Raw genomic sequence first — 24,352 nt, 5'->3', positions numbered from 1 at the left:
CAGTAAAGAAAGAGCCCTTTTAACATAGGGTTTCTTTTAAACTTGAATTTCATTTGAAATGGGTTGAGAAATGTTTGGAAGACTTACAGATCCTACGGCAGGTGCTTTTCATGCACTTGCACATGAGCCGATCGTTTTATACACGTGTATTGCGATTGTTGTGGTTGGTTTAATTGCTGTTGTTGCTCTAACAGCACTTGGGTGGTGGGGGATTCTATGGCGAAATTGGATTACAACTGTTGACCATAAACGCATAGGCATTATGTACATAGTTCTTGGAATTATTATGCTTGTTCGCGGTTTTGCGGACGCACTCATGATGCGAACACATCAAGCTTTAGCTCTTGGGAGTGAAAGTGCAGGTTATTTGCCACCTGACCATTTTGATCAAATTTTTTCGGCGCATGGCACTATCATGATTTTTTTCATGGCTACGCCTATTTTATTTGGTCTTTTTAATTATCTTATACCGCTTCAAATTGGTGCGCGTGATGTTGCTTTTCCCTTTGCAAATAATCTAGGTTTTTGGATTACGGCTGCAGGGGCAATATTGATTAACATATCCCTAGGTGTTGGGAATTTTGGTCGTGGTGGCTGGTTGATGTATCCACCTTTTACAGAATTGCAAACGAGTCCAGATACAGGGGTAGACTATTATTTATGGTCACTTCAACTTTCTGGTATAGCGACAACAATGGGGGCGGTCAATTTTGTTGCGACTTTGATTAAGATGCGTGCTCCTGGGATGACGATGATGAGAATGCCTGTTTTTTGTTGGAGCGCTTTTGTTAGCAATGTCCTTATTTTAGTTATTTACCCTGTCTTAACTGTAGCATTTGCACTCTTGGCATGCGATCGTTATTTGGGCATGAATTTCTTTTCTAATGTTGGTGGCGGAAATCCGATGGTATGGATTAACTATGTTTGGGTTTTTGGTCATCCTGAGGTTTATGTTTTGGTTGTTCCTGCTTTTGGAATTGTTTCTGAGGTTGTATCAACTTTTTCTTCAAAACGCCTCTTTGGTTATACTTCGATGATATGGGCCATGTTGGTTATTTTGATTCTTTCGCTTCTTGTTTGGGGACATCATTTCTTCACAATGGGTGGCGGTGAAGCTGTGAATACTTTCTTTGGTATTGCGACAATGATTATTGCTGTTCCAACAGGTGTAAAAGTCTTTAATTGGCTGCTAACTATGTATAAGGGGCGGATTCGCTTTGAGCCTCCAATGCTTTGGTGCATGGGAATGATTTTTACATTTGTTGGTGGTGGATTAACTGGTGTTTTGTTATCTATTGTGCCAGCTGATTGGCAGTTTCATAATTCGTTGTTTTTGGTAGCGCATTTCCATCATACAATTATTGGTGGTGTCGTTTTTGCGTACTTAGCGGGGATTGCATTTTGGTTTCCAAAAGTTTTTGGTTATAAACCAAATCGAGCATTGGGTATTGCATCTTTCTGGTGTTGGTTCATTGGTTTTTACCTTGCCTTTTTCCCAGTCTATGCACTTGGTTTAATGGGTGGGACGCGTCGTCTCCAGCATTACATGGAACCTAGTTGGCAACCGATGTTTATGATTGCTGCATTGGGTGCTTTTATTATTTTGCTTGGTATCCTTTGTTTTGTGCTGCAAGTTGTTTTGGCGATTTGGTACGGTATCAAACATAAGGGACATTTACCTGTAACATTAAATGATTCTTGGGGTGATGCACGGACCCTTGAATGGTCTATCTCTTCACCGCCTCCTTCTTACAATTTTGCAATAGTTCCGAAAATACAGTCTGATGATGCTTATTGGAATATGAAGAAAAGTGGTTATCAACGTCCTACCAGTGGATTTACAAAAATTCATATGCCGTCCAATACATCGGCTGGAATTATTGCGGGATTTTTCTCATTAGTTGTTGGTTTTGCGCTTGTCTGGCATATTTGGTGGCTTGTTGCGGTCGGCTTGATTGGTTTTATTGCAACGCTTGTGTGTCATTCATTAACAGGTGACCATCATGGTTATTATATTCCGGCTGAAGAAGTACAAAAAACTGAAGATGCCTTTACAGCTGTTCTTAAAGAACAAGGAGTGACAGTATGAGTGCAGTAACAATGAATAAAGTGAGTGCTGTGGATGAACATCACCACGATAATAGTTCGGTAATGACGTTTGGTTTTTGGGTCTATATTCTCTCAGATTTGATCCTGTTTTCGACACTTTTTTCAAGTTTTGCTGTTTTTTCTGCTTCTTATGGTGGTGGTAAGGCGGGCAATGAGTTTATTGATTTAAAATTTGTTTTGGTTGAGACTGCTTTCTTGTTGTTTTCATCCGTCACTTATGGTTTTACAATGGTACAAGCACATAAAAATAACATCAGTGGTGTGCGTTTATGGATGGCTATTACCTTTGTATTTGGGTGTTGCTTCATTGGTATGGAACTTTACGAATTTCATGAACTTTTGGGTGAGGTCTTTTATTACGATCCAAATGCTTATGCTGGTATTGATCCTGCGACGGGTTTACAGCTTTTTGGACGGGAGATTCTCTCTGCTTATTGGTCAGCATTTTTTGCTTTGGTTGGCACCCATGGACTTCACGTAAGTGTTGGTCTTCTTTGGATGGTTGTGATGTTTTTTCATCTTCGTCGTAATGGCTTGGATCAGAACAATAAAACACGTTTAGCATGCCTTTCCATTTTTTGGCATTTACTTGATATTGTATGGGTTGGTGTTTTCACCATGGTTTATCTATTAGGAGCGTTGTGATGAGCATGCAAAATGAAACACATGGTCCCAGTACTGGTTCCTATTTGGTCGGCTTTATTCTGGCTGTATTTTTCACCCTAGGTTCTTTTGTTCCTGTGATGTATGGAATGATGGAAAGTTGGGCAGTTAGTACAAAAGTTGTGTATCTTATTGGGATGGCTATCATTCAGATTATAGTACAAATTGTTTTCTTTTTGCACTTGAACTCTGGTCCAGATGCCAAGTGGAATTTAAGCGCATTGTGGTTTGCTGCTATTTGCGTTTTTGTTATTATTGGGGGAACTTGGTGGGCTATCTCTCATTTGAATTATAATATGATGGGTGGTTCAGGACGTGTTATTGAACCGGAAATATCAAGTAGAGATGGTTCTTCAGTATCTGAGCAGTTATCAAACAAAGATATATCCGTAAGAAAACAGCCAGAAAAGATACAGGGCTCAGAAATGCCTATGGAGCAGGGGGGGCTAAGTACGCAGTCTCCTGTGGAGTAGTTGTTAGAAATATCTGTGGGAGCTGATGCGGCATGTATCAGCTCTTACAAGAAATTCGTAGGATATTAAAGAGAGGGGTAGGTACAAGATATCAGTGGAATGAGTATCATGATTTTGAATGTACTTTTATTTTAAAAGAGAAATTCCATGGAGTATTTAGTCAAGCCTTAATTTTTGAGATAAATAGCTGTTTGTAGGATATACAAAAAGTGATATTTATACAATTTACTACAAAGAAAGAGAATGTGAGAAACAAGTTTTTATGTTGTGTGAGATAAAAGCTACGAGGCGGTAACGTTTTTATGATTTACAGGATTTATATTAAAGATAGCATTAAAGTTATTTGTAATAATAATATGCCATTGAAATCAAAAATTTAGAGAATAATCAGAAAACTTAATGAAAACCGTTGCAATGACAGTTATTGGTGCTGGTTCTTTTGGTACTGCATTAGCGATTGCTCTTGCCCGTAATGGTCATAATGTTTTACTTTGGGGATATAAACCCCAACATATCAAAGAATTACAAGAACAACGTTGTAATAAAGTATATTTACCCGATATTCAATTTCCTGAAAATTTATTACTTGAAGCTTCGCTTGAAACTGCAATAGTAGCAAGTCACAATATATTAATCGCTGTTCCAAGCCATGTATTTCATCAAGTTTTGTATAACATTCAGCCTTATTTAGATCAGCATTCACGTGTTATTTGGGCAACAAAAGGTTTAGAACATGGTACCGGACGTTTCTTACAAGAGGTTGCTCGTGAGATTTTAGGTGAAAAAATTCCTTTAGCTGTTTTTTCTGGACCAACTTTTGCTCAAGAACTAGCTGTTGGTTGGCCTACTGCAATGACGATAGCAGCTTCTGATGTTGAGTTTGGTAAAGAATTGCAGCAACTTTTTCATTGTGACAAAAGTTTTAGAGTTTATAAAAGTTCAGATATGATTGGCGTTCAATTAGGGGGAGCAGTTAAAAATGTTATTGCTATTGGTGCAGGAATATCAGATGGCATGGGATTTGGGGCAAATGCACGAATAGCTCTCATCACACGAGGACTAGCTGAAATCAGTCGTTTAGGAGGGGCTATGGGTGCTGAGCTTTCCACATTTATGGGAATGACAGGCTTAGGTGATCTGGTTTTGACATGTACTGATAATCAGTCGCGTAATCGCCGTTTTGGAATACTTCTTGGTAAAGGAGTAGATATCAAAGAAGCGGAAAAACAAATTGGTCAGGTTGTGGAAGGGTACTTAAATACCAAGGAAGTACATACGTTGGCGCAACGTATTGGGATAGAAATGCCCATTGTAGAACAAATTTATCAAATTCTCTATTGTGGTAAAAACATAACTGAAGCGGCGAACGCATTACTAAGCCGTACTCTTAAGGATGAAATACAATGATATCCTGTTTTTTTAAATAATTCCAATTGTAAAAAATAGAAACATGCTATGATAGGCATATAAAATAGATTGTATTGATGGTTGTATAAGACAGTCATATTCTAGGAAATTATAGATTCATATCATTCGATTCTTTATGAAACATGGATGAAATATAAAAGTTTTGGCTTTTGTCTAAAAACTATCTCTTTGAAAATAAATTATCGTTTCCACTTACACATGTTTATGTAATATAATGAATTTATGCAATGTAATGAAGAAGATATTTTGATTTTCTCTTAAATTCATCTCACAATGATATTTGCAAACAGAATAATACAAGACTCATTAGGTGGAAGCATCTTATTTATTAACGTATAAGCTAAAAATATCATTGCTATTATCCAATTTTCAATATTATTTGCTGCGTGTAACAGCGTTTATATCTCGATAGGGGCAGGGATATCGTGTGTCTCTGTTTGTGTAATTCTTTAAAACAAGAAGACAATCTAATTTGGGAAGAAGATGAAATTTTAAAGATGAAAACCAGTTTCCATTTCTACCATCATTTTTAAATTCAGTTTTACGCTATCTAAAGCATATCTTTTAAATAATGGAGATTACCTCACACCTTGATGTGTCAGGTAAAATAGAACGCCCAAAATAAAACACTATTACTATTGTATATTTACGCGCTTGTTTTAAAGAGACCTCTCTTAAAACTCCCAAGCCCAATTCGCGACGGTGACCGTAAATAGTGTAACGATAAAGCCATTGTGCACGTCCCCATCTTTATGTTTATGAAGGAGGAAGCCGAGCATCATCACACATCCTACCTTGAGACAGCTCTTGGCACTTGAGCCTGTTCCGTAGAGATGTTTACGCCTTTTATTTTCTCACATGTCAATTCTGTTTTTTATATGCAAGAAATGACTTTTGGAATTATAAATTTGAAAATCTAAAATTGAAAAAATGTTATTGTACTTATTTGTGGCTGTCATTTAAACTGAAAAAATAATGTGATTATAAAGATAAAAAATTGATTTATATGAATAATTCATTTTATTTTTGTATTGAATTAATTAAAAATATGTGTTTGCTTGTCACAAGCGGGTTAGTATGTGGATAAAAATTATTAAAAATACTTCTAATGAATCATCTCAAGCATCAAGGGGTGTTTCAACATTAGAACATGGCAAGTAAAATGATGGTGTCGGTTTGTCATTTTTATAAACATTAAAATGGTGGAGCAAAAAGGATTTATGTACTTCACGGGGATTTTTATACGTTCTACAGATACCATTGTGAAATGGAATTGCGTGTATTGAGAGATATCTTTTAAAAAAATGCATGAAGGAGCAACAGCCGTAGTGTTTTTGGGCGTTCTATTTTACCTGATATATCAGAGAAATGCTTTCATTAAAGAACGAGAAAATAAAGGTGTGAGGTAAAGCGTAACCTCCCTTATTTAAAAAAATATTGTGTGGGTGCTTTTAAAATTGTAAAGCCTCATTAAAGAATAATAGTCAGATTAATGATTGATTTCTTTACGCCTTCATATTCTTCCTAAATTAGATTGCCTTTGCGTTTCAAGAATAAATAAAACGGTAGGCAATATTTTTTTCAATCTGGTATACAAAAGCTGAAGCTAAGGATTTTAATAATCCCCTAATCTCTGTTTCACACTGCGAGGGCTGGGGATTGATTTATAAGCAACAGCAAAAGCGTATGCTTTAGTAAGGTAAATAACGTCATAAAATACAAAATTTATCAACCATGGATTGAAGAAATATTCCGGATTTTTATGAAACACTTTGCAAAACAAGGTATCTGGTTTTGTATTAGACTTATTCTTATAAAGACCTGCACACGTGCCTTACGTCATATTTTTCTAAGTGCGATGATTTTTATCCTTCCTGAGTATCATCACTTTTTTTCAGCTCTTCAAGTATTGGCATAGACATGATGTTATAGCCTGAATCAACATAATGGATTTCACCTGTAACACCTGATGATAAGTCAGAGAGTAGATAAAGAGCAGATTTTCCAATTTCATGAATATTTACGGTACGACGTAATGGGGCATTACGGCGTTGATGTGAAAATATTGCACGTGCAGCTGCAATACCATTACCTGCTAAAGTTCTAACAGGACCAGCGGAAATCGCATTGACACGAATATTTTGAGGACCAAAGTCCGCTGCTAAATAACGTACCATAGCTTCTAGAGCTGCTTTAGCAACACCCATGATGTTATAATTAGGCACAACTTGCTGTGAAGCACCGTAGGTAAGAGTTAAAAGTGTTCCTCCATTGGGCATAAGCCTACCCGCGCGCTGGGCAATTTCAGTAAAGGAATAAGCTGAAATAACCATCGTGCGTTGGAAGTTTTCACGTGTTGTAACATCAACATAACGTCCTTTTAGCTGAGTTTTATCTGAAAAACCAATGGCATGGACAATAAAATCAATAGTTTTCCATTCTTTTTCAAGTTGCTCAAAGACGTAGTCAATATTTTCAATTTTTTCAACATCACACTCTAGCACTAATTTGCAGCCAAGTTTATCAGCTAGAGGCTGAACACGTTTTCCAAAAGCATTCCCTTGATAAGTCAATGCTAATTCAGCTCCTGCTTGTGCGAGCTGACAGGCAATGCCCCAAGCAATTGAATGGTCATTCGCAATCCCCATAATAAGGCCACGTTTGCCCTCCATCAAACCTTTCATATTATTCTCCGTAAGACCGTACTTTTTTCAATTACTAAGAACGTGTGTTTATTCATAGCGTTGGAAAACAAGCGTTGCATTGGTACCGCCAAAGCCAAAAGTATTTGACAATACGGTATTCAGTTGTTGATGATCACGTCGTTTACGAACGATTGGCATATCAGCAAAAGCTGGATCAAGTTCTTCAATATGGGCACTTTCACAAATAAAATTATGCTGCATCATTAACAGTGTGTAGATTGCTTCTTGAACACCAGCTGCACCCAAGGAATGACCAGTCAGAGATTTTGTGGCAGAAATTGGCGGGCATTGATCACCTGCTCCGAAGATACGGCGGATCGCTTCTATTTCAGGAGGATCACCAACAGGTGTTGCTGTTGCATGGGGATTGATATAATCAATCTTATTTTTGACGGTCGCAAGTGCCATGCGCATGCACCGTTCTGCTCCCTCACCCGACGGAGAGACCATATCGTATCCATCGGATGTAGCGCCATAACCAACAATTTCTCCATAGATTTTTGCACCACGCGCTTTAGCGACTTCTAGTTCTTCAAGAACCAAAACGCCAGCGCCACCAGCAATAACAAATCCATCACGATTAGCGTCATAAGCACGCGAAGCTTTTTCTGGTACATCATTATATTTGCTGGACATAGCACCCATAGCATCGAATAAAACAGATAATGTCCAATCCAGATCTTCGCAACCACCAGCAAAAATGCGATCTTGTTTTCCATATTGGATTGTTTCATAAGCATTGCCGATACAATGATTGGATGTAGCACATGCGGAAGAGATTGAATAGTTTACGCCCTTAATTTTAAAAAAAGTTGCAAGTGTTGCGGATGCCGTGGAACTCATCACTTTAGGCACAACAAAAGGACCGATGCGTTTTGGACCTTTTTGGCGTGTAATATCAGCAGCCTCAACGATTGACTGAGTTGAAGCACCTCCAGAACCCATAATAATACCCGTGTGTTCATTCGATACTTCATGCGGTTCTAGACCCGCATCAGCAATTGCCTGATCCATGGCGATGTGATTCCATGCTGTTCCACGCCCATGAAAACGTAGAGCACGTCGATCTACGAGTTCTTCTATATTAATATCAGGTTTGCCGTAAACTCTGCTACGAAAGCCTAATTCGGCATATTGAGGTGCGTAAGAAATTCCGGATTTTGCTTCACGTAAACTGGTTAAAACAGCTTCAGGTCCATTTCCAATCGCGGAGACAATTCCCATTCCAGTTACAACAACTCGACGCATTCATACCTCCTCGTTCCATACAGAATAGTGAAAAGTTCTTTCTGACGGAAATAACGTTCAATCTTCTTTGAATAAAGCAACGCGTAAATCACTCGCCTTATAAATAGTCTCTCCATCTGCTTTTAGCCACCCATCAGCTATTCCTAAGACTAAATTTCCACGCCGAATACGCTTAAAATCTATTTCATATTCAAGAATTTTGGTTTGTGGAGTTACCATCCCTGATAACTTTACTTCACCTGTTGATATCGCTCTTCCTTTTCCTGGTTCGCCTAGCCAACCAAGAAAAAATCCTGTCAATTGCCACATACCATCCAGTCCGAGACATCCTGGCATGACGGGATCGCCTATAAAGTGACAATTAAAGAACCACAGGTCTGGTGTAATGTCAAATTCGGCGCGAACCATTCCTTTATCGTATTTACCATCAGTTTCACTAATTTGAGTGATTCGATGAATCATTAACATTGGCGGTGCTGGCAATTGCGCATTACCTTTACCAAACATTTCGCCGCGAGCGCAGCTTAGAAGCTCTTCATAAGTGTAGCGAGACTTTTGTTCAGCCATTGTTACTCCATTTATTTGCATATATTTTTATTTCTGCGCTTTTCCCAACCTACTTTTAGAGCAAATTTTAAAGAGAGGGAAATGATTTTATATCATTTTTAATGACAAAAGGCCTTTTTTATGTATTCTACACAGGTAATTATTTAAAAATGGAATACAAGATTACACCATACTATTCCCATTTTTTTGTATTTTGATCTTATTTAGCAGGAATATATTTGGGTTTGTAATATGTCAGTGAGTGCAGACGATTTAGATATGAATGAAGAGCAACAGTTCACAAAAGAGTGTGGAAAAATTGTGCAATATTATTCCATTTCTATGTTAGAAAAACGTTTGCGTCAGAATGGTTTGCGTCCAACACGTCAGCGGTTGGAACTTGCGCATATGATTTTTTCTCAAGGAAATCGTCATATTACTGCTGAAGAGCTCTATGAGGAAGCGGGGAGGGCAGGTGTGCCTGTATCTTTAGCAACGGTTTATAATACGCTTCATCAATTTACGGAAGCGGGATTGTTACGGATTATTGCCGTAGAAGGCTCAAAAACTTGGTTTGATACCAATACCTCTGATCACTACCATTTTTATATAGAAGGCGAAAATCGTATTCTTGATATTCCTTACAATTTGGAAGAAGCTCCCATTATTAGAAATTTGCCTAAGCCACCAGAAGGTATGGAAATTTCACATGTTGATTTGATCGTACGATTAAAACCCAAAAATCAATCTTGTGATAGGCAGTGAGGATATTCAATGAGGAATAAAAATTAAATTTGATGAGTTTGAGCATTCACCAACCTTTTACTTTTTCATCAGGATAGATTCCCCATAACTGGGGTTGCTGAAGCCATCCGCGCGTATTATTAATGTTTAGTTCGCACCATTGTCCATCACATTGGCGGATATTGCCAATGACATTAGGTTCTACTTCTGCCACAAGCTCTGCGTTTTCGGTGGGGTTTTTTCGGAGCATCAGCCTTTTTGTTTTATCTTTTTGCCATGGAATAGTTATAGCAGTTCGCTTTCCCGATAAAAGCGATTGATACACCCACCCCTCATCGCCTTCTGCATCACGAATTTTGCGCCATTGATCATATTCTTGAATGATTTCAATAGGCAAGCCCTTCTTTTTGTAGGTAAAAATGATAGAATAGTTGCTTCCTGGTCCGACGCGCACATTAACGCTGGTGGGTTTAATCGAAGCAAATCGCGGAAGTGGTAAACCACTGGGCCCTAAATTTTGATTAAATGTTTGTGCGTGCAACAAATGAGGTGAACCCAATACAATGACTGTTGCTATTAAGATACATGATGCGAGCATTGAAACGCGAAACCAACGAGAATTTTGCACACTGAACTCCTTTATTTCGTCATATATTGGAAATTTAAAATCTGAAATATAAGACTAAAATTATGACATATCGCTCGTTAAAGAGATCTAAACAATGAAAAAATTGTTACGAGAATAGCAAAATAAGGAAAACAAAAGTTTGTATTTTTTAGTGCTTATCTTGTTTATAAGGGGATAAATATAAATAAACACTGGATTTTTATGCAGCTGTACGCGTTATAAAACAGTAAAGTATACTGGGTCCATAGCAATTTTTGTACAGGAAATTAGGGCTAAAGTATTGCATCTCTTTTCTGAGTTTGTTTCTCGAAGTAAAAGTACATGTATGCATATTATGAACAAAGAGCTGTTCAGTAAAGGGGGTATCATGTGGCTTGAAAAGAAGTTTTGAATGGACAAAATAATACGATGAATAAAACAGTTAAGCTTAAAAATATGAGAAAAATTATGAAGTAGATTGATATATGAAGGGCTGATTTTAACAGGACAGTTTTTCGTGATAATCCATTTTATAAAATTTGCTATACTATAATTTCATGCCATGATAATGCTTATCGGTATGGTAGATAAGCTCGATCCATTATACCTTTACGAGCTCTCAATGTTACGTAGTTCTTATTATTTATGGCGTTCATAAGAAGCATTTTTATTTTTTTCTTAAATAGCTTTTATTCTATTTGCATACTAACCCTGCTTATGATGTACAAGAAATAATCTTGATTGATTCAATATAAGAAGGTGTTGAGAAAATAAGAAGGTGTTGAGAAACTTCACGTTATTCAGAATTATTACTTAATATGAAAAACGATTACTTATAACGATAAATCAACGCGTTAAAAACTTTAACTCGTTATTTGAGTTGTAAATATATTTCCATTAAAAATGGTAATAAAAGGCACATTCATCCATATTAAAATACAGTGTTTTCTCTGTTTATTGTTAATTTTCTTTTTCTATAACTCAGTATAGAAGAAAGTTGAATGAAATAGAAGAGCTTATTCGATACACTTATGGGGGTCATTACATAAGTGATGAATAGAAGAAATTTAACAAGAAAAAAAGAATCTGTAGTGCAGTGGTTGAAATTCGTCATCGTTTAGAGAGACAGAGTCAAGGGATATAAAAAGTTATGGAATTATATCGTTTTGTTACATAACTGAAGGGAAAGAGGATTATGCATTTGATATCATATTTGTATACACAATCGCATATTGCGATAGTTACTTTTGTTTTGCAATCTGATCTAGCATCTTCGAAAGATGTAGAATATTTAATGACAAAAAAAGAAAATCATCATGAAATTTATACATAAGAAACAGTTACTTAAGAGATATCCGGAAGGAGAAAAATTATAGCGAAAAGTGATAATAAAACACCCTACACTCAATTCACATAAGAACAAGTCGCTTAAATATCTAAAGCGTAATTTGTTATCTGTTTTTTGAAATATAAGAATGAAAAAACCACCCCTATGACAGAAACTTTATTATTTCCAGATAACTAACATATTAGATAACATTGTACACAAAAAACTCTACACAAGCAATTTATTGCAACCGCCTATGAAGATAAAATTTTCTGGAAGCTTATTATCTACTGCTTACGCAATTGCATAAAGTATATTACTTTACCGCAACAGTTCGTCCGTTACTAACAAAACCTTCTCTTTGCGCACGCTTACGAGCAAGCTTACGTGTACGACGAATAGCTTCAGCTTTTTCACGAGCACGCTTCTCAGATGGCTTCTCATAATAACTACGCATTTTCATTTCACGGAAGATACCTTCACGCTGCATCTTTTTTTTCAACGCACGGAGCGCTTGGTCAACATTATTATCACGAACGAGTACTTGCACTATCTATCCTGCTTTTTTCAGTGTCATAAATGATAGGAAAAACCTACGTCCTTTTAAAGGCATATCCAAAAGGACAAGCACCTATATCATATAAATAAGACATTTGTCTATATCGCTTTTTAAAATTCTATTCTTTTTGCAATAAAACACTTTTTATAATGAATGATAAAATTTTACGGTTATAAATTTATGAAAGTCCTTGTATTTGATCATTTTCGTCAAGATGAATTTTTTCAGCCGTGGGATAATGGGGTAGTCCCGGCATGGTCATAACATCTCCACAAATGACAACAATAAAGCCGGCTCCTGCGGAGAGACGAACTTCTCGTACGGGAATTTCAAAATCAACAGGAGCACCATATTGCTTGGGATCAGAAGAAAAAGAATAAGGTGTTTTTGCCATACAAATAGGGTAGGCGCCAAAACCTTCTTTTTCCCAAGATTCAAGTTGTTTGAGAATAGGGGCTGAGATGATGGCGCCACGCCCACCGTATAGCTTTGTTATAATACAATTAATTTTTTGAACGAGTGGAATATTATCTCGATATAAAACTTTAAAATGAGAATCTTTTTCTTCAATCAAGGTAACGAGTTCTTGTGCAAGTTCTATAGCGCCTTTTCCACCTTGTTCCCAATGCTTACAGATAATAGCTTTGTGTCCAGTTGTTGCAACTATTTTTTGTAATGTTTTTATTTCAGCATCGCTATCGCTGTCAAAATGATTGATAGCCACAACACAAGGAATACCGTAGTGCTCCATATTCTTTATATGTCGTAAAAGATTAGCTGTTCCTTTTTCTAAAGCGGTGATATTTTCTTCTGTCAGGTTATTTTTATCTACACCACCATTCATTTTTAATGCACGAATAGTTGCGACGATCACTGTAGCATTTGGTACAATACCTGCTTGCCTACATTTGATATTGAAGAACTTTTCTGCTCCAAGATCTGCTCCAAACCCTGCTTCTGTGACAACATAATCAGCAAGTTTTAAAGCAGTTTTTGTTGCTATAACTGAATTGCAACCATGAGCAATGTTGGCAAAAGGTCCTCCATGAACGAGAACAGGGTTATTTTCAATTGTCTGTACGAGATTGGGTTGTATAGCATCCTTGAGAAGAACTGCCATTGCACCTTCTGCATTGAGATCAGAAACGGTGATGGGCGTTTTATCATAACGATAAGCAACAATAATTTTTTTGAGTCTTTGTGTAAGGTTTTCTAAATTTTCAGAGAGACAAAGAAGTGCCATAATTTCTGACGCAACAGTAATATCAAAACCTGTTTGGCGTGGAAAACCATTTGTTATGCCCCCCAATGAAATAACAATATCGCGCAATGCGCGGTCATTCATATCAAGAACGCGTTTCCAAACAATGCGACGTGGATCAATGTTTAGAGTATTTCCCCAATAAAGATGATTATCTATCATTGCGGCAAGAAGATTATGAGCAGCTGTAATAGCATGAAAATCACCGGTAAAATGTAAATTAAGGTCATCCATTGGAACGACTTGCGCATAACCACCACCAGCAGCACCACCTTTTACACCAAAACAGGGACCTAAAGACGGTTCTCTCAAGGTAGCTATTGTTTTTTTACCAATAAGATTAAGAGCATCACTTAGTCCAACTGTTGTTGTTGTTTTGCCTTCTCCGGCAGGTGTGGGGTTGATAGCTGTGACGAGGATAAGTTTACCATCTGGATTTTTATCAAGCGATTTTATGTATTCAGAAGAAATTTTAGCTTTATCATGGCCATAGGGAATGAGATTTTCATGTGAGATACCAATTTTTTGTGCAATTTCAATAATATGCTGCTTTTTAGCAGTGCGAGCAATTTCAATATCTGTTTTAGGCATGGAAAAATTCTTTAAACTTATCTTTTATTAATGTTCGAGATCTGTACTCCATGGATTAATTAGAAGAATTCATAGAGAACAGAAAGTGTTAGGATATCATAGAAGTCGATGACATGCTATGCAAGAGATAATGCTAAAGAAGCACGAGAAGAGTTTCATTGTTTTTTAGGAAAAAGAGTTTCTTTGCTTTTAAGCAGTAAAAATATGTTTAATTCAATTAAAAATATCTCGAAAAGAAGCTTTGGTTTGCAACAAAATGTCTAATGATATTAATGGATACCATAAGTGTTTTATGGCGGCACATCTGAAGTGCCTATTAAGATGGGATTGCTAGGAATAAAATATCCAGAAACATCTAGTTATGGAAAAATTAGAAATAAGCACGCAAAAAATTATCTAACTGATTAAAGAGTATAATCTGGAAGAGACCAAAAACAAGCGCATAGATCGAAAAAAGAAAACAACACACGCTGCTTATGCAATCGTTATGATTATTAGCTAATAAAAGCACCTTGGAGCTGAATTGAAGGACTCATAACATCTTATTCTAGCAAAATGGCTAAAGAAACGACTCACAACAGAATAAAGTAACAAAATACAAAAAACAAAGATAGGCAAAAATAAATCACAAAATAAAGAATTTAAAGAGCCTAAATTTATAAGAAGGTACTATTGATAGATGGCGCACCCGAAGAGATTCGAACTCCTGACCCCCAGATTCGTAGTCTGGTGCTCTATCCAGCTGAGCTACGGGTGCATACATTTCAGTTTTTTACATTATCTACGACAAAGGGTTCCTAATCGTTTCATTAAAGAAATGCAAGTGAAACTTGGGGCGTCATAAAAAAAATCTCTCTTTTTTATGAGATATTTTAAAAAAGGATATAATATATTATGGTTTCAGTTAGTTTTGATATAATCATTTTTTGTTGTGACCGTACAAAGCAATATGAACGATAGTTAACTTGACGTTTTAATCTATGAAAGATAGTCAAGCAAAGATGAGATGTGTTTTTTGCGGTGGGGGGTAAGATATATACACCCGCTGTTTGGTTTTTGTGTAAAACGCCGATATTACTGTTGAAAACTATTTCAGATGAACATGACACAGCAAGGGTGGATGTATGGCGTTATTAAAAAAGAGCTTTCCGTTGGTATTTTTAATCGTCGTTTTAACGGTTACTTATTGGGCTGGAAAAAAGAGTGCAGAACAACCCATTTCTATGGTAGATAAAACAAGAGTATCGTATAAAGCTTCAAAGGAAAAAATGGGAAGACCACCGGCGAATGTTGTTGTTGATCTTGTAAAAGTTCAAGATTTTTATGAACAACTTAACGTTCTTGGGAGTGGAAAAGCTCTTGCAGAAGTCGATCTTACCCCTTTATCCTCAGGTGTTATTGATAAGCTTTTTGTATCTGCTGGTACAAAAGTACAAGTCGATGATGTGATTGCAAAGCTTGATTCTAAAAAAGAGGAAATAGCGGCTGCAAAAGCAAAAGTACAACGTGATAATAATGCATTAACGCTTTCGCGCATTCTTAAATTACGCTCCAGCAATACAGCAACGGAAGTTCAAGAAATTACAGCACGTTTAGAGTTGGATAACGCAAATTTAGTTTTGCGTAATGCTGAATTAGATCTCGATCGGCGAACAATTCGTGCACCGATTCCTGGAGTTGTTGGTATTTTTCCCGTTGATGTGGGGAATAACGTGACCCTTAATACTGTAATAGGCCGTATTGAGAATAGAGAACGTATTTTGGTCGATATATGGGCCCCTGAACGATATGTGTCGCGCATCCATAAAGGAGATGAGGTAACGGCAACATTAACTGCGCAGCCAGATAAATCTTTTGTTGGCCATATTTATGCGATTGATAATATTGTTGATCCAGAAAGTCGCACGCTTCATGCTCAGGTTGAAATCAATAATGAAAAAGATACGCTCATGTCTGGTATGTCCTTTTCTGTTGTATTGCAATTTCATGGTGGTTCTTTTCCTGTCGTTAATCCTCTTGCGGTTCAATGGAATAGTAAAGGGTCATTCGTTTGGCGTGTGAGAGAAGGAAAAGTAGAGTCTATTCCCGTATCAATTATTCAGCATAAAGCGGATCAGGTTTTCGTGAAAGCTCCCCTAGAAAAGGGTGATCAAGTTGTCATTCAAGGGGTGCAAATGCTTTATCCAGGAAGTAAAGTAACTATTGATGACCCAAAGTCCCATCAACAGCAATTATCAGCGGTTTATGGAACGGATATACAATGAGCCAAGAATTAAGCACAAAACAGCCTATGTCAAAGGTGGAGCAAGGTGGTCTCATTGCCTTATTTATTCGCAGACCGGTTTTTACTTTTGTTTTAAATGCTATGATCGTCATTGCAGGATTTGCAGCATGGTTGAATGTTGATGTAAGAGAATTACCCGATGTTGATACTCCAGTAACAACGATTGTGACGATGTTTTCTGGTGCATCAGCAGAAACCATTGATCGTGAAGTAACAAAAATTATAGAAGATGCGGTTTCTCGTGTTTCAGGTGTTAAGACAATTTCTTCAACATCTTCTTTTGGACGCTCTCGTGTGCAAATCAATTTTAATGTCGGTGTTGATTTGAATGTAGCGGCATCTGATATTCGTGATGCTCTGTCTCGTATTGCTTATTCTTTACCAAAAAATGCAGATACCCCTCTGATCATTAAAGCAGATTCGAATGCTGCTGCTATGATGTATTTGGTTGTGACGTCACCAACAATGAGTATTGATGATTTAACAACGATTGTAAATGATCAGATTGTTGATGCAATTTCTGCTGTTGATGGTGTTGGTGATGTACAGGTTGATAGTGCTCGCACAAAGATTTTTCAGATTGATATAGATCAAGCAAAACTTGCAAGTTATGGATTAACTGTAGCAGATATTTCACGTGTTCTTGCTGATATGACAACGGATGTGCCAGTAGGATCATTACGCAATTCTAAGCAAACTTTAGTTGTCCGTGCCACTGCTCGTCTAACAACACCAGAATCTTTTGAACAAGTTGTTTTAAAGCCTCATGTGCATCTTGGTGATGTTGCGCATGTTACTTTATCGCCGGATATAGAAACGGTTATTCTTCGTGTCAATGGAAAGACGGGTATTGGATTAGGTATCGTGCGGAAAGCACAATCCAACACGCTTAATATTTCTCAAGGTGTAAGAGCCGTTGTTGATAATCTCAAAAGTATTGTTCCTTCTTCTGTACATATAGACGTTATTAATGATGATGCAATTTTTATTAAAAGTGCCCTTCATGAGGTTGAGGTTGCGTTGGTCATTGCTATTTTGAGCGTTATTTTAGTCATTTTTCTTTTTCTCAGAGATATTCGTGTAACACTGATACCTGCTTTATCTCTTCCTGTTGCCTTAATTGGTACCATTGCAGCTATTTATCTTGTGGGATTTTCATTGAATATTCTCACATTTTTAGGACTTGTTTTAGCAACAGGGCTTGTTGTGGATGATGCCATTGTTGTTCTGGAAAATATTGTTCGATGGCGCAATATGGGGTTAGGTTCCAGAGCTGCAGCGGTGTTAGGAACACGTGAAGTTTTTTTTGCTGTTGTCGCAACAACATTGACTTTAGTGGCTGTATTTGTTCCTATTTCCTTTCTTCCTGGGCAAGTTGGAGGGCTTTTTAGAGAATTTGGTTTTGTTTTGGCAATTTCTATTTTGCTTTCTTCAATTGTTGCTTTAACGCTTTGTCCCATGTTGGCTTCACGTTTTCTCAAAGAACATGTTGAGGAGAAAGAGGAAAAGTCCCATCATTATTTTACTTTTTTATATAAATTAGGTACTTTTTTTCATAAGGCATATACTTACAGTTTGCATAAGTGTTTAGAAAAGCCTTGGTCTGTTGTTTTTGCTTCACTTATTTTTGCGGGTCTTTGTGTTGGAGGCTATATGAAGCTGAAACAGGAATTAACGCCAGCAGAAGACAGAGCTTTTATCTTTTTGGTTATTAATGGACCACAAGGTATTTCAACACAATATTTGAACGAACAGGTAGAGCAAATTGAAGCAAGTCTACAGCCATTACGTGATGCAGGGGAGATTGCTAACAGTTACTCTATTGCGGGTATTGGTGGTTCACCCAATACTGCTTTTTTGCTTTTATTGCTTTCATCTTGGGATGAACGTTTACGTAGTCAGCAAGAAATTGTGAAAGATGTTAATGCAAAGGTTAGACAGTTTCCCGCAGTTTTTGTGTTTGCTGCGGAGGGAAATTCTCTAGGTGTGAGAGGAACTGGGCAAGGATTACAATTTGCAATTCTTGGCAACGATTATGCAACACTACAACCCATTGCTGATAAGCTGGTGAGTGCTTTACAAGATGATCCGCGTTTTATTCGACCACGTCTTACTGTTGATGCAACACAACCGCAATTTTTTATTGAAATCAATCGAAAAAAAGCCTCCGATTTAGGGATTGATATCACCAATTTGGGCGATACATTACAAGCAATGTTGGATGGTAAAAAGATTGGTTCCATTAACGTGGATGATCATTCTTACGATGTTAAATTGATATCGCGTAAAAATTCTATGAAGAGTCCTAGTGATTTAGAAAATATTTTCTTAAAGACTAAAGACAATCGATATGTTCCTTTATCGGTTATTGCGCATTTACATGAAAAAGCTATCGCTCCCCAATTAAAACGGGAAAAACGCATGAGCGCTGTTATTTTAAGCGCAAATCTTGCTCCAGGTATCGCTTTAGGGGAAGCTTATCAAACTGTACAGAAAATTGCTTCTCCTTTGTTATCAAAAGGAATCTACGTGGTTCCCTTAGGAGAAGCTGAAACGCTTAATGAAACATCTTCCAATTTTATGATTGTTTTTGGCATTGCTTTTTTGATTATTTTATTGATTTTGGCTGCTCAGTTTGAAAGTTTTATTTCAGGATTCATTATCATGGCTACGGTCCCATTAGGGATTGGTTGTGCTGTAATTGCTATGCTATTAAGTGGTGTGAGTCTTAATATTTACAGCCAAATTGGACTAATTTTGTTAATTGGCGTTATGGCAAAAAATGGTATTCTCATTGTTGAATTTGCGGATCAATTACGAGATCAGGGAAGAAGCGTGCGTGAAGCCGTAGAAGAAGCAGCAAATATTCGACTTCGTCCAGTTTGTATGACAATGATTTGTGCCATTTTAGGAGGTATTCCTTTGGTTTTAGCCAAAGGTGCTGGCGCAGAGGCTCGTATAGCTTTAGGTTGGGTTATCGTTGGTGGCTTAGGTTTAGCAACTATTTTTACGCTTTATGTCACACCGGTTGTTTATCTTTTTTTAGGGCGGTTTATAAGACCGAAAGCAGAGGAAGATTTACGCTTAATAAAAGAACTCAATCAAGTTAAATGATGTATCTGATAGAAAAGATTTGAAAGTTTATTCTTGTAAAAATATCATTTTCGGATCTTATCCTTTTATTTTGTATATTCCTTCATTTTCATGTGAGCAGTGAAAATAGCGAGCAATAAAGGAGACGCTTTCTGCTTTGTTATGGTTTGGGCATAGATTTCATTATCAATAACCGTATAGGATAAGCTTATGGGAGATAGCTTTTCGATTCGAAATGAAAAGGCTTTTGAGGCCACATTAAAAGCTTTAAGAAACCATGCAGCAAAGGATGGGGTCTATGATATTCGTCGACATTTTATAGAAGATGAACAGCGTTTTTCCCATTTTTCCCTCAGACTCGATGATCTTCTTTTCGATTTTTCAAAATGTGGTGTGACATTTAAAACATTGCAACTTCTAGATGATTTAGCTGTCGCAGCAGATGTGTTAGGCCGGCGTGACGCAATGTTTTCTGGTAAGGCTATTAATACAACTGAAAAACGCTCAGTTCTTCATATTGCGTTACGTTTACCTGCTGATGAAATTTTCATGTTGGATGGTCATAATCTTATTCGCGATATTCAAGACGTCCTTGAAGATATGGAAAGATTTTCTGAAAAGGTGCGTGATGGCAGCTATAAGGGAAACAGTGGCGAGAGAATAAGTGATATTGTCAATATTGGTATTGGAGGTTCTGATCTTGGTCCTGCAATGGTCACATATGCTTTAAAACCTTATCATGATGGTCCACAGTGTCATTTTGTTTCTAATGCTGACAGTGCCCATATTTCTGATACTCTCTCTATTTTGAATCCAGCAACAACGCTGTTTGTCATTGCTTCTAAAACTTTTACAACGGCTGAAACAATGGTAAATGCTCAAGTTGCACGTCAGTGGATTTGTTCACATTTAGGAGAAGAAGCCATTGGTACGCATTTTATTGCTGTTTCAAGTGCGCTTGATAAAGTAGCAGAATTTGGCATAGATTCCACAAGAGTTTTTAAATTTTGGAATTGGGTGGGAGGACGTTATTCAATTTGGTCGGCCATTGGACTTGTTGTTATGTTTGCAATAGGTGGTGGAAATTTTCGCCAATTTCTCAATGGTGCATTGCAAATGGACCAACATTTTAAAACAATGCCTTTGCATAAAAATATTCCTATTCGTTTTGCTCTTTTAGGATTCTGGCATCGTGTTATTTGCGGTTATTCATCACGTTCGATCATTCCTTATGCACAGCGTTTAATACATTTTCCAGCTTATTTACAACAGCTTGATATGGAATCAAATGGTAAGCAAGTCTCGCTGGATGGAAAACCATTAAGTTTTTCAAGTGGTCCGATTGTTTGGGGGGATTCAGGAACAAATAGTCAACATGCTTTTTTTCAGCTTCTGCATCAAGGAACAGATATTATTCCTGTAGAATTTATTTTATTTATAAAAGGGCATGAGCAAAATTTACATTCTATGTATGAGATGTTGCTAGCAAACGGTTTAGCACAATCAAAAGCATTGATGAAGGGGCGTAGTATTGAAGATGCTCGGCATATCTTGATAAAAAATGGAGTTGATGAGGGTGAAGCAGATCATTTAGCACTTCATAGGAGTTTTAAAGGAAACCGTCCCAGCATTACGCTAGTTCAAGATTTATTAACACCTTTTGCACTCGGTCGTCTTATTGCGCTTTATGAACATCGTACTTTTGTTGAAGGGATTTTAATGAATATTAATTCATTTGATCAATGGGGTGTTGAACTTGGTAAAGAATTAGCAAACGAGTTACTACCAATTCTTCGTGGCGAAAGTAAAGCGGATAATCGTGATAGTTCAACATTAGGGTTGCTAGCACATATTCAAGCAAGACGTGCAAAATAAATATGATTTTACAGTAGTTTTTGTACTAACTAAGCAAAAGTAGAATGAGAGAGAAATATGAGATAATTCTGCAATTTTACTATGCATTCTCTTATTATCTGAACTATATTTATGTAAAATAAAACAAAAAAGTGAAAAAATTGTAAAAATGAGAATTTATTCGCACAAACGATAAAGAGCTTTGAAAAGTCTTGAAGACCTTTTGAAAAATGGATTGGTACAAAACCTGCTGATAAACTACACTAGGTAAAAACATACAGAATTCACCGGCAAGCTACGATTAAAGACATTTTAATAATATCGCTTTATAAACTTTGGCGGAGAGAGAGGGATTTGAACCCCCGATAGAGTTGCCCCTATGCCGCATTTCGAGTGCGGTGCTTTCAACCACTCAGCCATCTCTCCATAATAAAGTGAAATAAAAATTGGCACTATTTGAGTATATAAGGGGTAGATAACCTTCAATTGTTTTTGGTACAACCTTTTTTTCTTTTTTATGGGACTTTATTGACAGAGAATAGAAATTCCTTCATATATACGGAACATGAGCGTGGAGAAATCTGCGCATATTTGTGTTGAAGAAGGTTTTATCCTTCTTTAAAATCTATTACGACTGATAAAAAGCAGCCTATTTTCCCTTATTTCAAGGCAGAAATTAAATAAGAGCTGGAGTGAACGGAAGGATAAAAAATGTTCGCAGTCATTAAAACTGGTGGTAAGCAATACCGCGTTGTTGCTAATCAAGTGGTGAAAGTTGAAAAAGTTAGTGGAAATGCGGGTGATGTTGTTGAATTCAATGACATATTGATGGTTGGGCAAGAAGGTAATGCGGTTATTGGTACCCCTGTCGTTGCTGATGCATTGGTGACAGCTGAGATTGTAGAACAGGCACGTGGGCGCAAGGTTATCGCATTTAAGAAGCGCCGTCGTCAAAATTCTAAACGCACGCGTGGTCATCGTCAAGAATTTACGAAGCTTCGTGTTTTAGAAATTTTAATGGGTGGTTCAAAACCTAAAAAAGCAGCTGCAAAGCCGATAAAAGAAGAGGCAACTGCACCAAAAGAAACAAAAGATGCTGCTTCTGTTGAGAAGACGGCTAAAAAAACGGCTGAAAAAAAGACTGCGTCGCAGAAGAAAGCGTCTGTAGCATCAAAGAGTAAGAAAGATTAAAGGAGAGCGTCTATGGCACATAAAAAAGCTGGTGGTTCCTCGCGTAATGGTCGCGATTCAGAATCGAAACGTCTGGGCGTTAAAAAATTTGGTGGTGAGACCGTTATTGCTGGAAATATTATTATTCGCCAGCGTGGTACACGTTGGCATCCTGGCAACAATGTCGGCATTGGAAAAGACCATACGCTTTTTGCATTATCAAATGGAAAGGTTTCTTTTCAACGCAAAGCGGGTGATCGTTCCTATGTTTCAGTCATTCCTATGGTGGAGGCAGCAGAGTAATCTGTAACACTCTCTAGCAATCAACGGGATTCCATTAAATTGTAGTTGTGGTTTTATAAGTATTAAAAGGGAAAGATAGAATCTCATCTTTCCCTTTTTGCTTTGGTACTATAATAAATATAGAAGATATACGAAAAAGGTAGAATTGGGGAAATGACTTTTCTCAATGAGGGGGGGAGAAGTTTGTGCGGTGTTATGTTAGTATTTAGTACTGAACGTATTGATATTATGATAGAATTTGTTGATAAATTTTTGTATAATAATAATGAGGAGAGACTTTCTTTTTATGCATGAAGAAGTGTCTAGTAATTTCTTTATAAGAGAAGCAGTTTGTTTTCAGGAAATTATGAGAAATTTAATGAAAGCATTATTTATGTAATCATTTTGATAAAGATGGATCTTTTTATTGGCATTGTAGTATTGATGAGTTGTCATACTGTTTTTAGGTGGAGGTGTGGATAGGTGATGCTATTCATTTAAAAGGATATAGGGATAAAAAATCCATAAGATGGCAGTCAAAACTACTTTGAAAGTGACGTGCATTAAGGAGTTTTTGGTAAATCGAGAGTGAAATTATATTTTTAAAGAGGACGGTGTTTAAAGATATAAAAATAACCAATCTGCAATCAGCGCTTTTCAAGAATATTTTTTCTGATTTCACTATTATTGTATTGTACATTATTTGAAAACAAACAAGCATAAGAGCTAGGGTTAAGGCAATAACTGCTTTTCATTTTTTACTTTATTCATCTTATTTGTAGAGTTTTTCTTGATTTTAGTAGTTGATGATAGTGCTTGGGTGATGTTCGTACTTTGCAAATGTGCGACGGAGGGCATTGTGTGTTTGCGATATTGATTAAAGTAAAGGAGTAGCTTAAAATATATAAATGTTATATATCAAGGATTTCGTATCATAGGATGAGCTGTACGGAATTTTAAAGATGATAAGTTGCATGGAGCAATTTATAATTATGTAATGAATTTATAAAGAGGAATAATAGGTTAAATAAACTTTGAGGAATCAGTTAAAATATTAGCTGAAGTTACAGATGATTGGGAAGGATGCTTTCTTGTAGGGAGAATAATGAAAAGTTATGTTGAATAACTTGGGATAATGAGAGCGTTTTTAAAACATAGTTTTTTAGGTGATTGGTGCTGTAAAAATCGGGGTTTTGTCTTTGTAAAGTAGAAGAGTAAGAGGCAAACTTGCTTATTATACTTTTAAGCACTTCGCTAGATGATAATATCCAATTGTATTATCGGTTATATTGAGGTATTTAAGCACCTCACTTAACTACATTTCCTAAAATATAAAGAGAGCTGTCGTGGTATTTATAGCTTGTATTTTGGGAAATGCAGCTTTGAAAAGGAATTTATCAGAGATATT

General features: G+C 36.8%; 16 protein-coding genes and 2 tRNA genes. 10 read left to right on the top strand and 8 right to left on the bottom strand.

Features of this window, described 5'->3' with window-relative positions:
- Positions 1-70 precede the first annotated feature (70 nt).
- The 4 genes from cyoB to gpsA all read left to right on the top strand — a co-directional run bounded on the left by cyoB (position 71) and on the right by gpsA (position 4,652).
- Positions 71-2,089 carry a cytochrome o ubiquinol oxidase subunit I gene (cyoB, locus tag ACFIJR_RS01890; protein ID WP_273787464.1) on the top strand — a complete coding sequence of 673 codons (2,019 nt, stop codon included), beginning with the start codon at positions 71-73 and terminating at the stop codon, positions 2,087-2,089.
- Complete coding sequence (locus tag ACFIJR_RS01885; protein WP_375619284.1) at positions 2,086-2,754, top strand: cytochrome (ubi)quinol oxidase subunit III; 669 nt, start codon at positions 2,086-2,088, stop codon at positions 2,752-2,754. The genes cyoB and ACFIJR_RS01885 overlap by 4 nt, the downstream gene beginning before the upstream one ends.
- Entirely contained in the window at positions 2,754-3,245 is a 492-nt protein-coding gene (cyoD, locus tag ACFIJR_RS01880; RefSeq protein ID WP_375626263.1) for a cytochrome o ubiquinol oxidase subunit IV, read from the top strand. The genes ACFIJR_RS01885 and cyoD overlap by 1 nt, the downstream gene beginning before the upstream one ends.
- Positions 3,246-3,644: 399 nt before the next feature.
- Complete coding sequence (gene gpsA, locus ACFIJR_RS01875; protein ID WP_375625419.1) at positions 3,645-4,652, top strand: NAD(P)H-dependent glycerol-3-phosphate dehydrogenase; 1,008 nt, start codon at positions 3,645-3,647, stop codon at positions 4,650-4,652.
- Positions 4,653-6,538: 1,886 nt separating this feature from the next.
- Here gpsA and fabI read toward each other — a convergent pair.
- The 3 genes from fabI to fabA are packed head-to-tail and all read right to left on the bottom strand — an operon-like array spanning position 6,539 to position 9,193.
- The gene (gene fabI, locus ACFIJR_RS01870) at positions 6,539-7,357 is read right to left on the bottom strand and encodes an enoyl-ACP reductase FabI (RefSeq protein WP_273787460.1); all 819 of its coding nucleotides are present in this window, start codon (positions 7,355-7,357) and stop codon (positions 6,539-6,541) included.
- Between the two features lie 48 nt (positions 7,358-7,405).
- A complete protein-coding gene (gene fabB, locus ACFIJR_RS01865) occupies positions 7,406-8,626 on the bottom strand; it encodes a beta-ketoacyl-ACP synthase I (protein ID WP_375619287.1) in 1,221 nt (406 codons plus the stop codon).
- Positions 8,627-8,683: 57 nt separating this feature from the next.
- The gene (gene fabA, locus ACFIJR_RS01860; protein ID WP_375625418.1) at positions 8,684-9,193 is read right to left on the bottom strand and encodes a 3-hydroxyacyl-[acyl-carrier-protein] dehydratase FabA; all 510 of its coding nucleotides are present in this window, start codon (positions 9,191-9,193) and stop codon (positions 8,684-8,686) included.
- Positions 9,194-9,424: 231 nt separating this feature from the next.
- Here fabA and irrA point away from each other — a divergent pair, with 231 nt between their 5' ends.
- Positions 9,425-9,937 (top strand): iron response transcriptional regulator IrrA, encoded by a 513-nt coding sequence (gene irrA, locus ACFIJR_RS01855; RefSeq protein WP_273787458.1) that lies wholly within the window; start codon positions 9,425-9,427, stop codon positions 9,935-9,937.
- A gap of 46 nt (positions 9,938-9,983) precedes the next feature.
- On the opposite strand, the gene ACFIJR_RS01850 is transcribed toward irrA, so the two are convergent.
- The 4 genes from ACFIJR_RS01850 to ACFIJR_RS01835 all read right to left on the bottom strand — a co-directional run bounded on the left by ACFIJR_RS01850 (position 9,984) and on the right by ACFIJR_RS01835 (position 15,018).
- Positions 9,984-10,544, bottom strand: a complete 561-nt coding sequence (locus ACFIJR_RS01850) for an SH3 domain-containing protein (protein ID WP_375625417.1) — start codon at positions 10,542-10,544, stop codon at positions 9,984-9,986.
- Between the two features lie 1,622 nt (positions 10,545-12,166).
- Complete coding sequence (rpsU, locus tag ACFIJR_RS01845) at positions 12,167-12,400, bottom strand: 30S ribosomal protein S21 (RefSeq protein ID WP_012754552.1); 234 nt, start codon at positions 12,398-12,400, stop codon at positions 12,167-12,169.
- A gap of 187 nt (positions 12,401-12,587) precedes the next feature.
- Complete coding sequence (locus tag ACFIJR_RS01840; RefSeq protein WP_375653353.1) at positions 12,588-14,261, bottom strand: formate--tetrahydrofolate ligase; 1,674 nt, start codon at positions 14,259-14,261, stop codon at positions 12,588-12,590.
- Positions 14,262-14,941: 680 nt separating this feature from the next.
- Positions 14,942-15,018, bottom strand: a tRNA-Arg gene (locus ACFIJR_RS01835).
- 367 nt (positions 15,019-15,385) lie between these two features.
- On the opposite strand from ACFIJR_RS01835, the gene ACFIJR_RS01830 reads away from it, so the two are divergent.
- The 3 genes from ACFIJR_RS01830 (at position 15,386) to pgi (ending at position 21,513) form a co-directional block, all read left to right on the top strand.
- On the top strand, positions 15,386-16,525 hold the full coding sequence (locus ACFIJR_RS01830) for an efflux RND transporter periplasmic adaptor subunit (RefSeq protein ID WP_375651632.1): 1,140 nt from the start codon (positions 15,386-15,388) through the stop codon (positions 16,523-16,525).
- A complete protein-coding gene (locus ACFIJR_RS01825) occupies positions 16,522-19,659 on the top strand; it encodes an efflux RND transporter permease subunit (RefSeq protein ID WP_375653351.1) in 3,138 nt (1,045 codons plus the stop codon). The genes ACFIJR_RS01830 and ACFIJR_RS01825 overlap by 4 nt, the downstream gene beginning before the upstream one ends.
- Positions 19,660-19,848: 189 nt before the next feature.
- Positions 19,849-21,513 (top strand): glucose-6-phosphate isomerase, encoded by a 1,665-nt coding sequence (gene pgi / locus ACFIJR_RS01820; protein WP_375651630.1) that lies wholly within the window; start codon positions 19,849-19,851, stop codon positions 21,511-21,513.
- A 315-nt stretch (positions 21,514-21,828) separates the two neighbouring features.
- On the opposite strand, the gene ACFIJR_RS01815 is transcribed toward pgi, so the two are convergent.
- Positions 21,829-21,918: transfer RNA gene (locus ACFIJR_RS01815), tRNA-Ser, on the bottom strand.
- Between the two features lie 285 nt (positions 21,919-22,203).
- On the opposite strand from ACFIJR_RS01815, the gene rplU reads away from it, so the two are divergent.
- On the top strand, positions 22,204-22,683 hold the full coding sequence (gene rplU / locus ACFIJR_RS01810) for a 50S ribosomal protein L21 (protein ID WP_273787452.1): 480 nt from the start codon (positions 22,204-22,206) through the stop codon (positions 22,681-22,683).
- A gap of 12 nt (positions 22,684-22,695) precedes the next feature.
- The gene (gene rpmA, locus ACFIJR_RS01805) at positions 22,696-22,965 is read left to right on the top strand and encodes a 50S ribosomal protein L27 (RefSeq protein ID WP_273787451.1); all 270 of its coding nucleotides are present in this window, start codon (positions 22,696-22,698) and stop codon (positions 22,963-22,965) included.
- The last annotated feature ends 1,387 nt before the right edge of the window (positions 22,966-24,352 follow it).

Origin of the sequence: Bartonella sp. OD88NMGDW (genome assembly GCF_042193775.1) — a bacterium.
GTDB classification, from domain to species: Bacteria; Pseudomonadota; Alphaproteobacteria; order Rhizobiales; family Rhizobiaceae; genus Bartonella; species Bartonella grahamii.
This window is presented reverse-complemented; position numbering and strand designations above follow the sequence as displayed.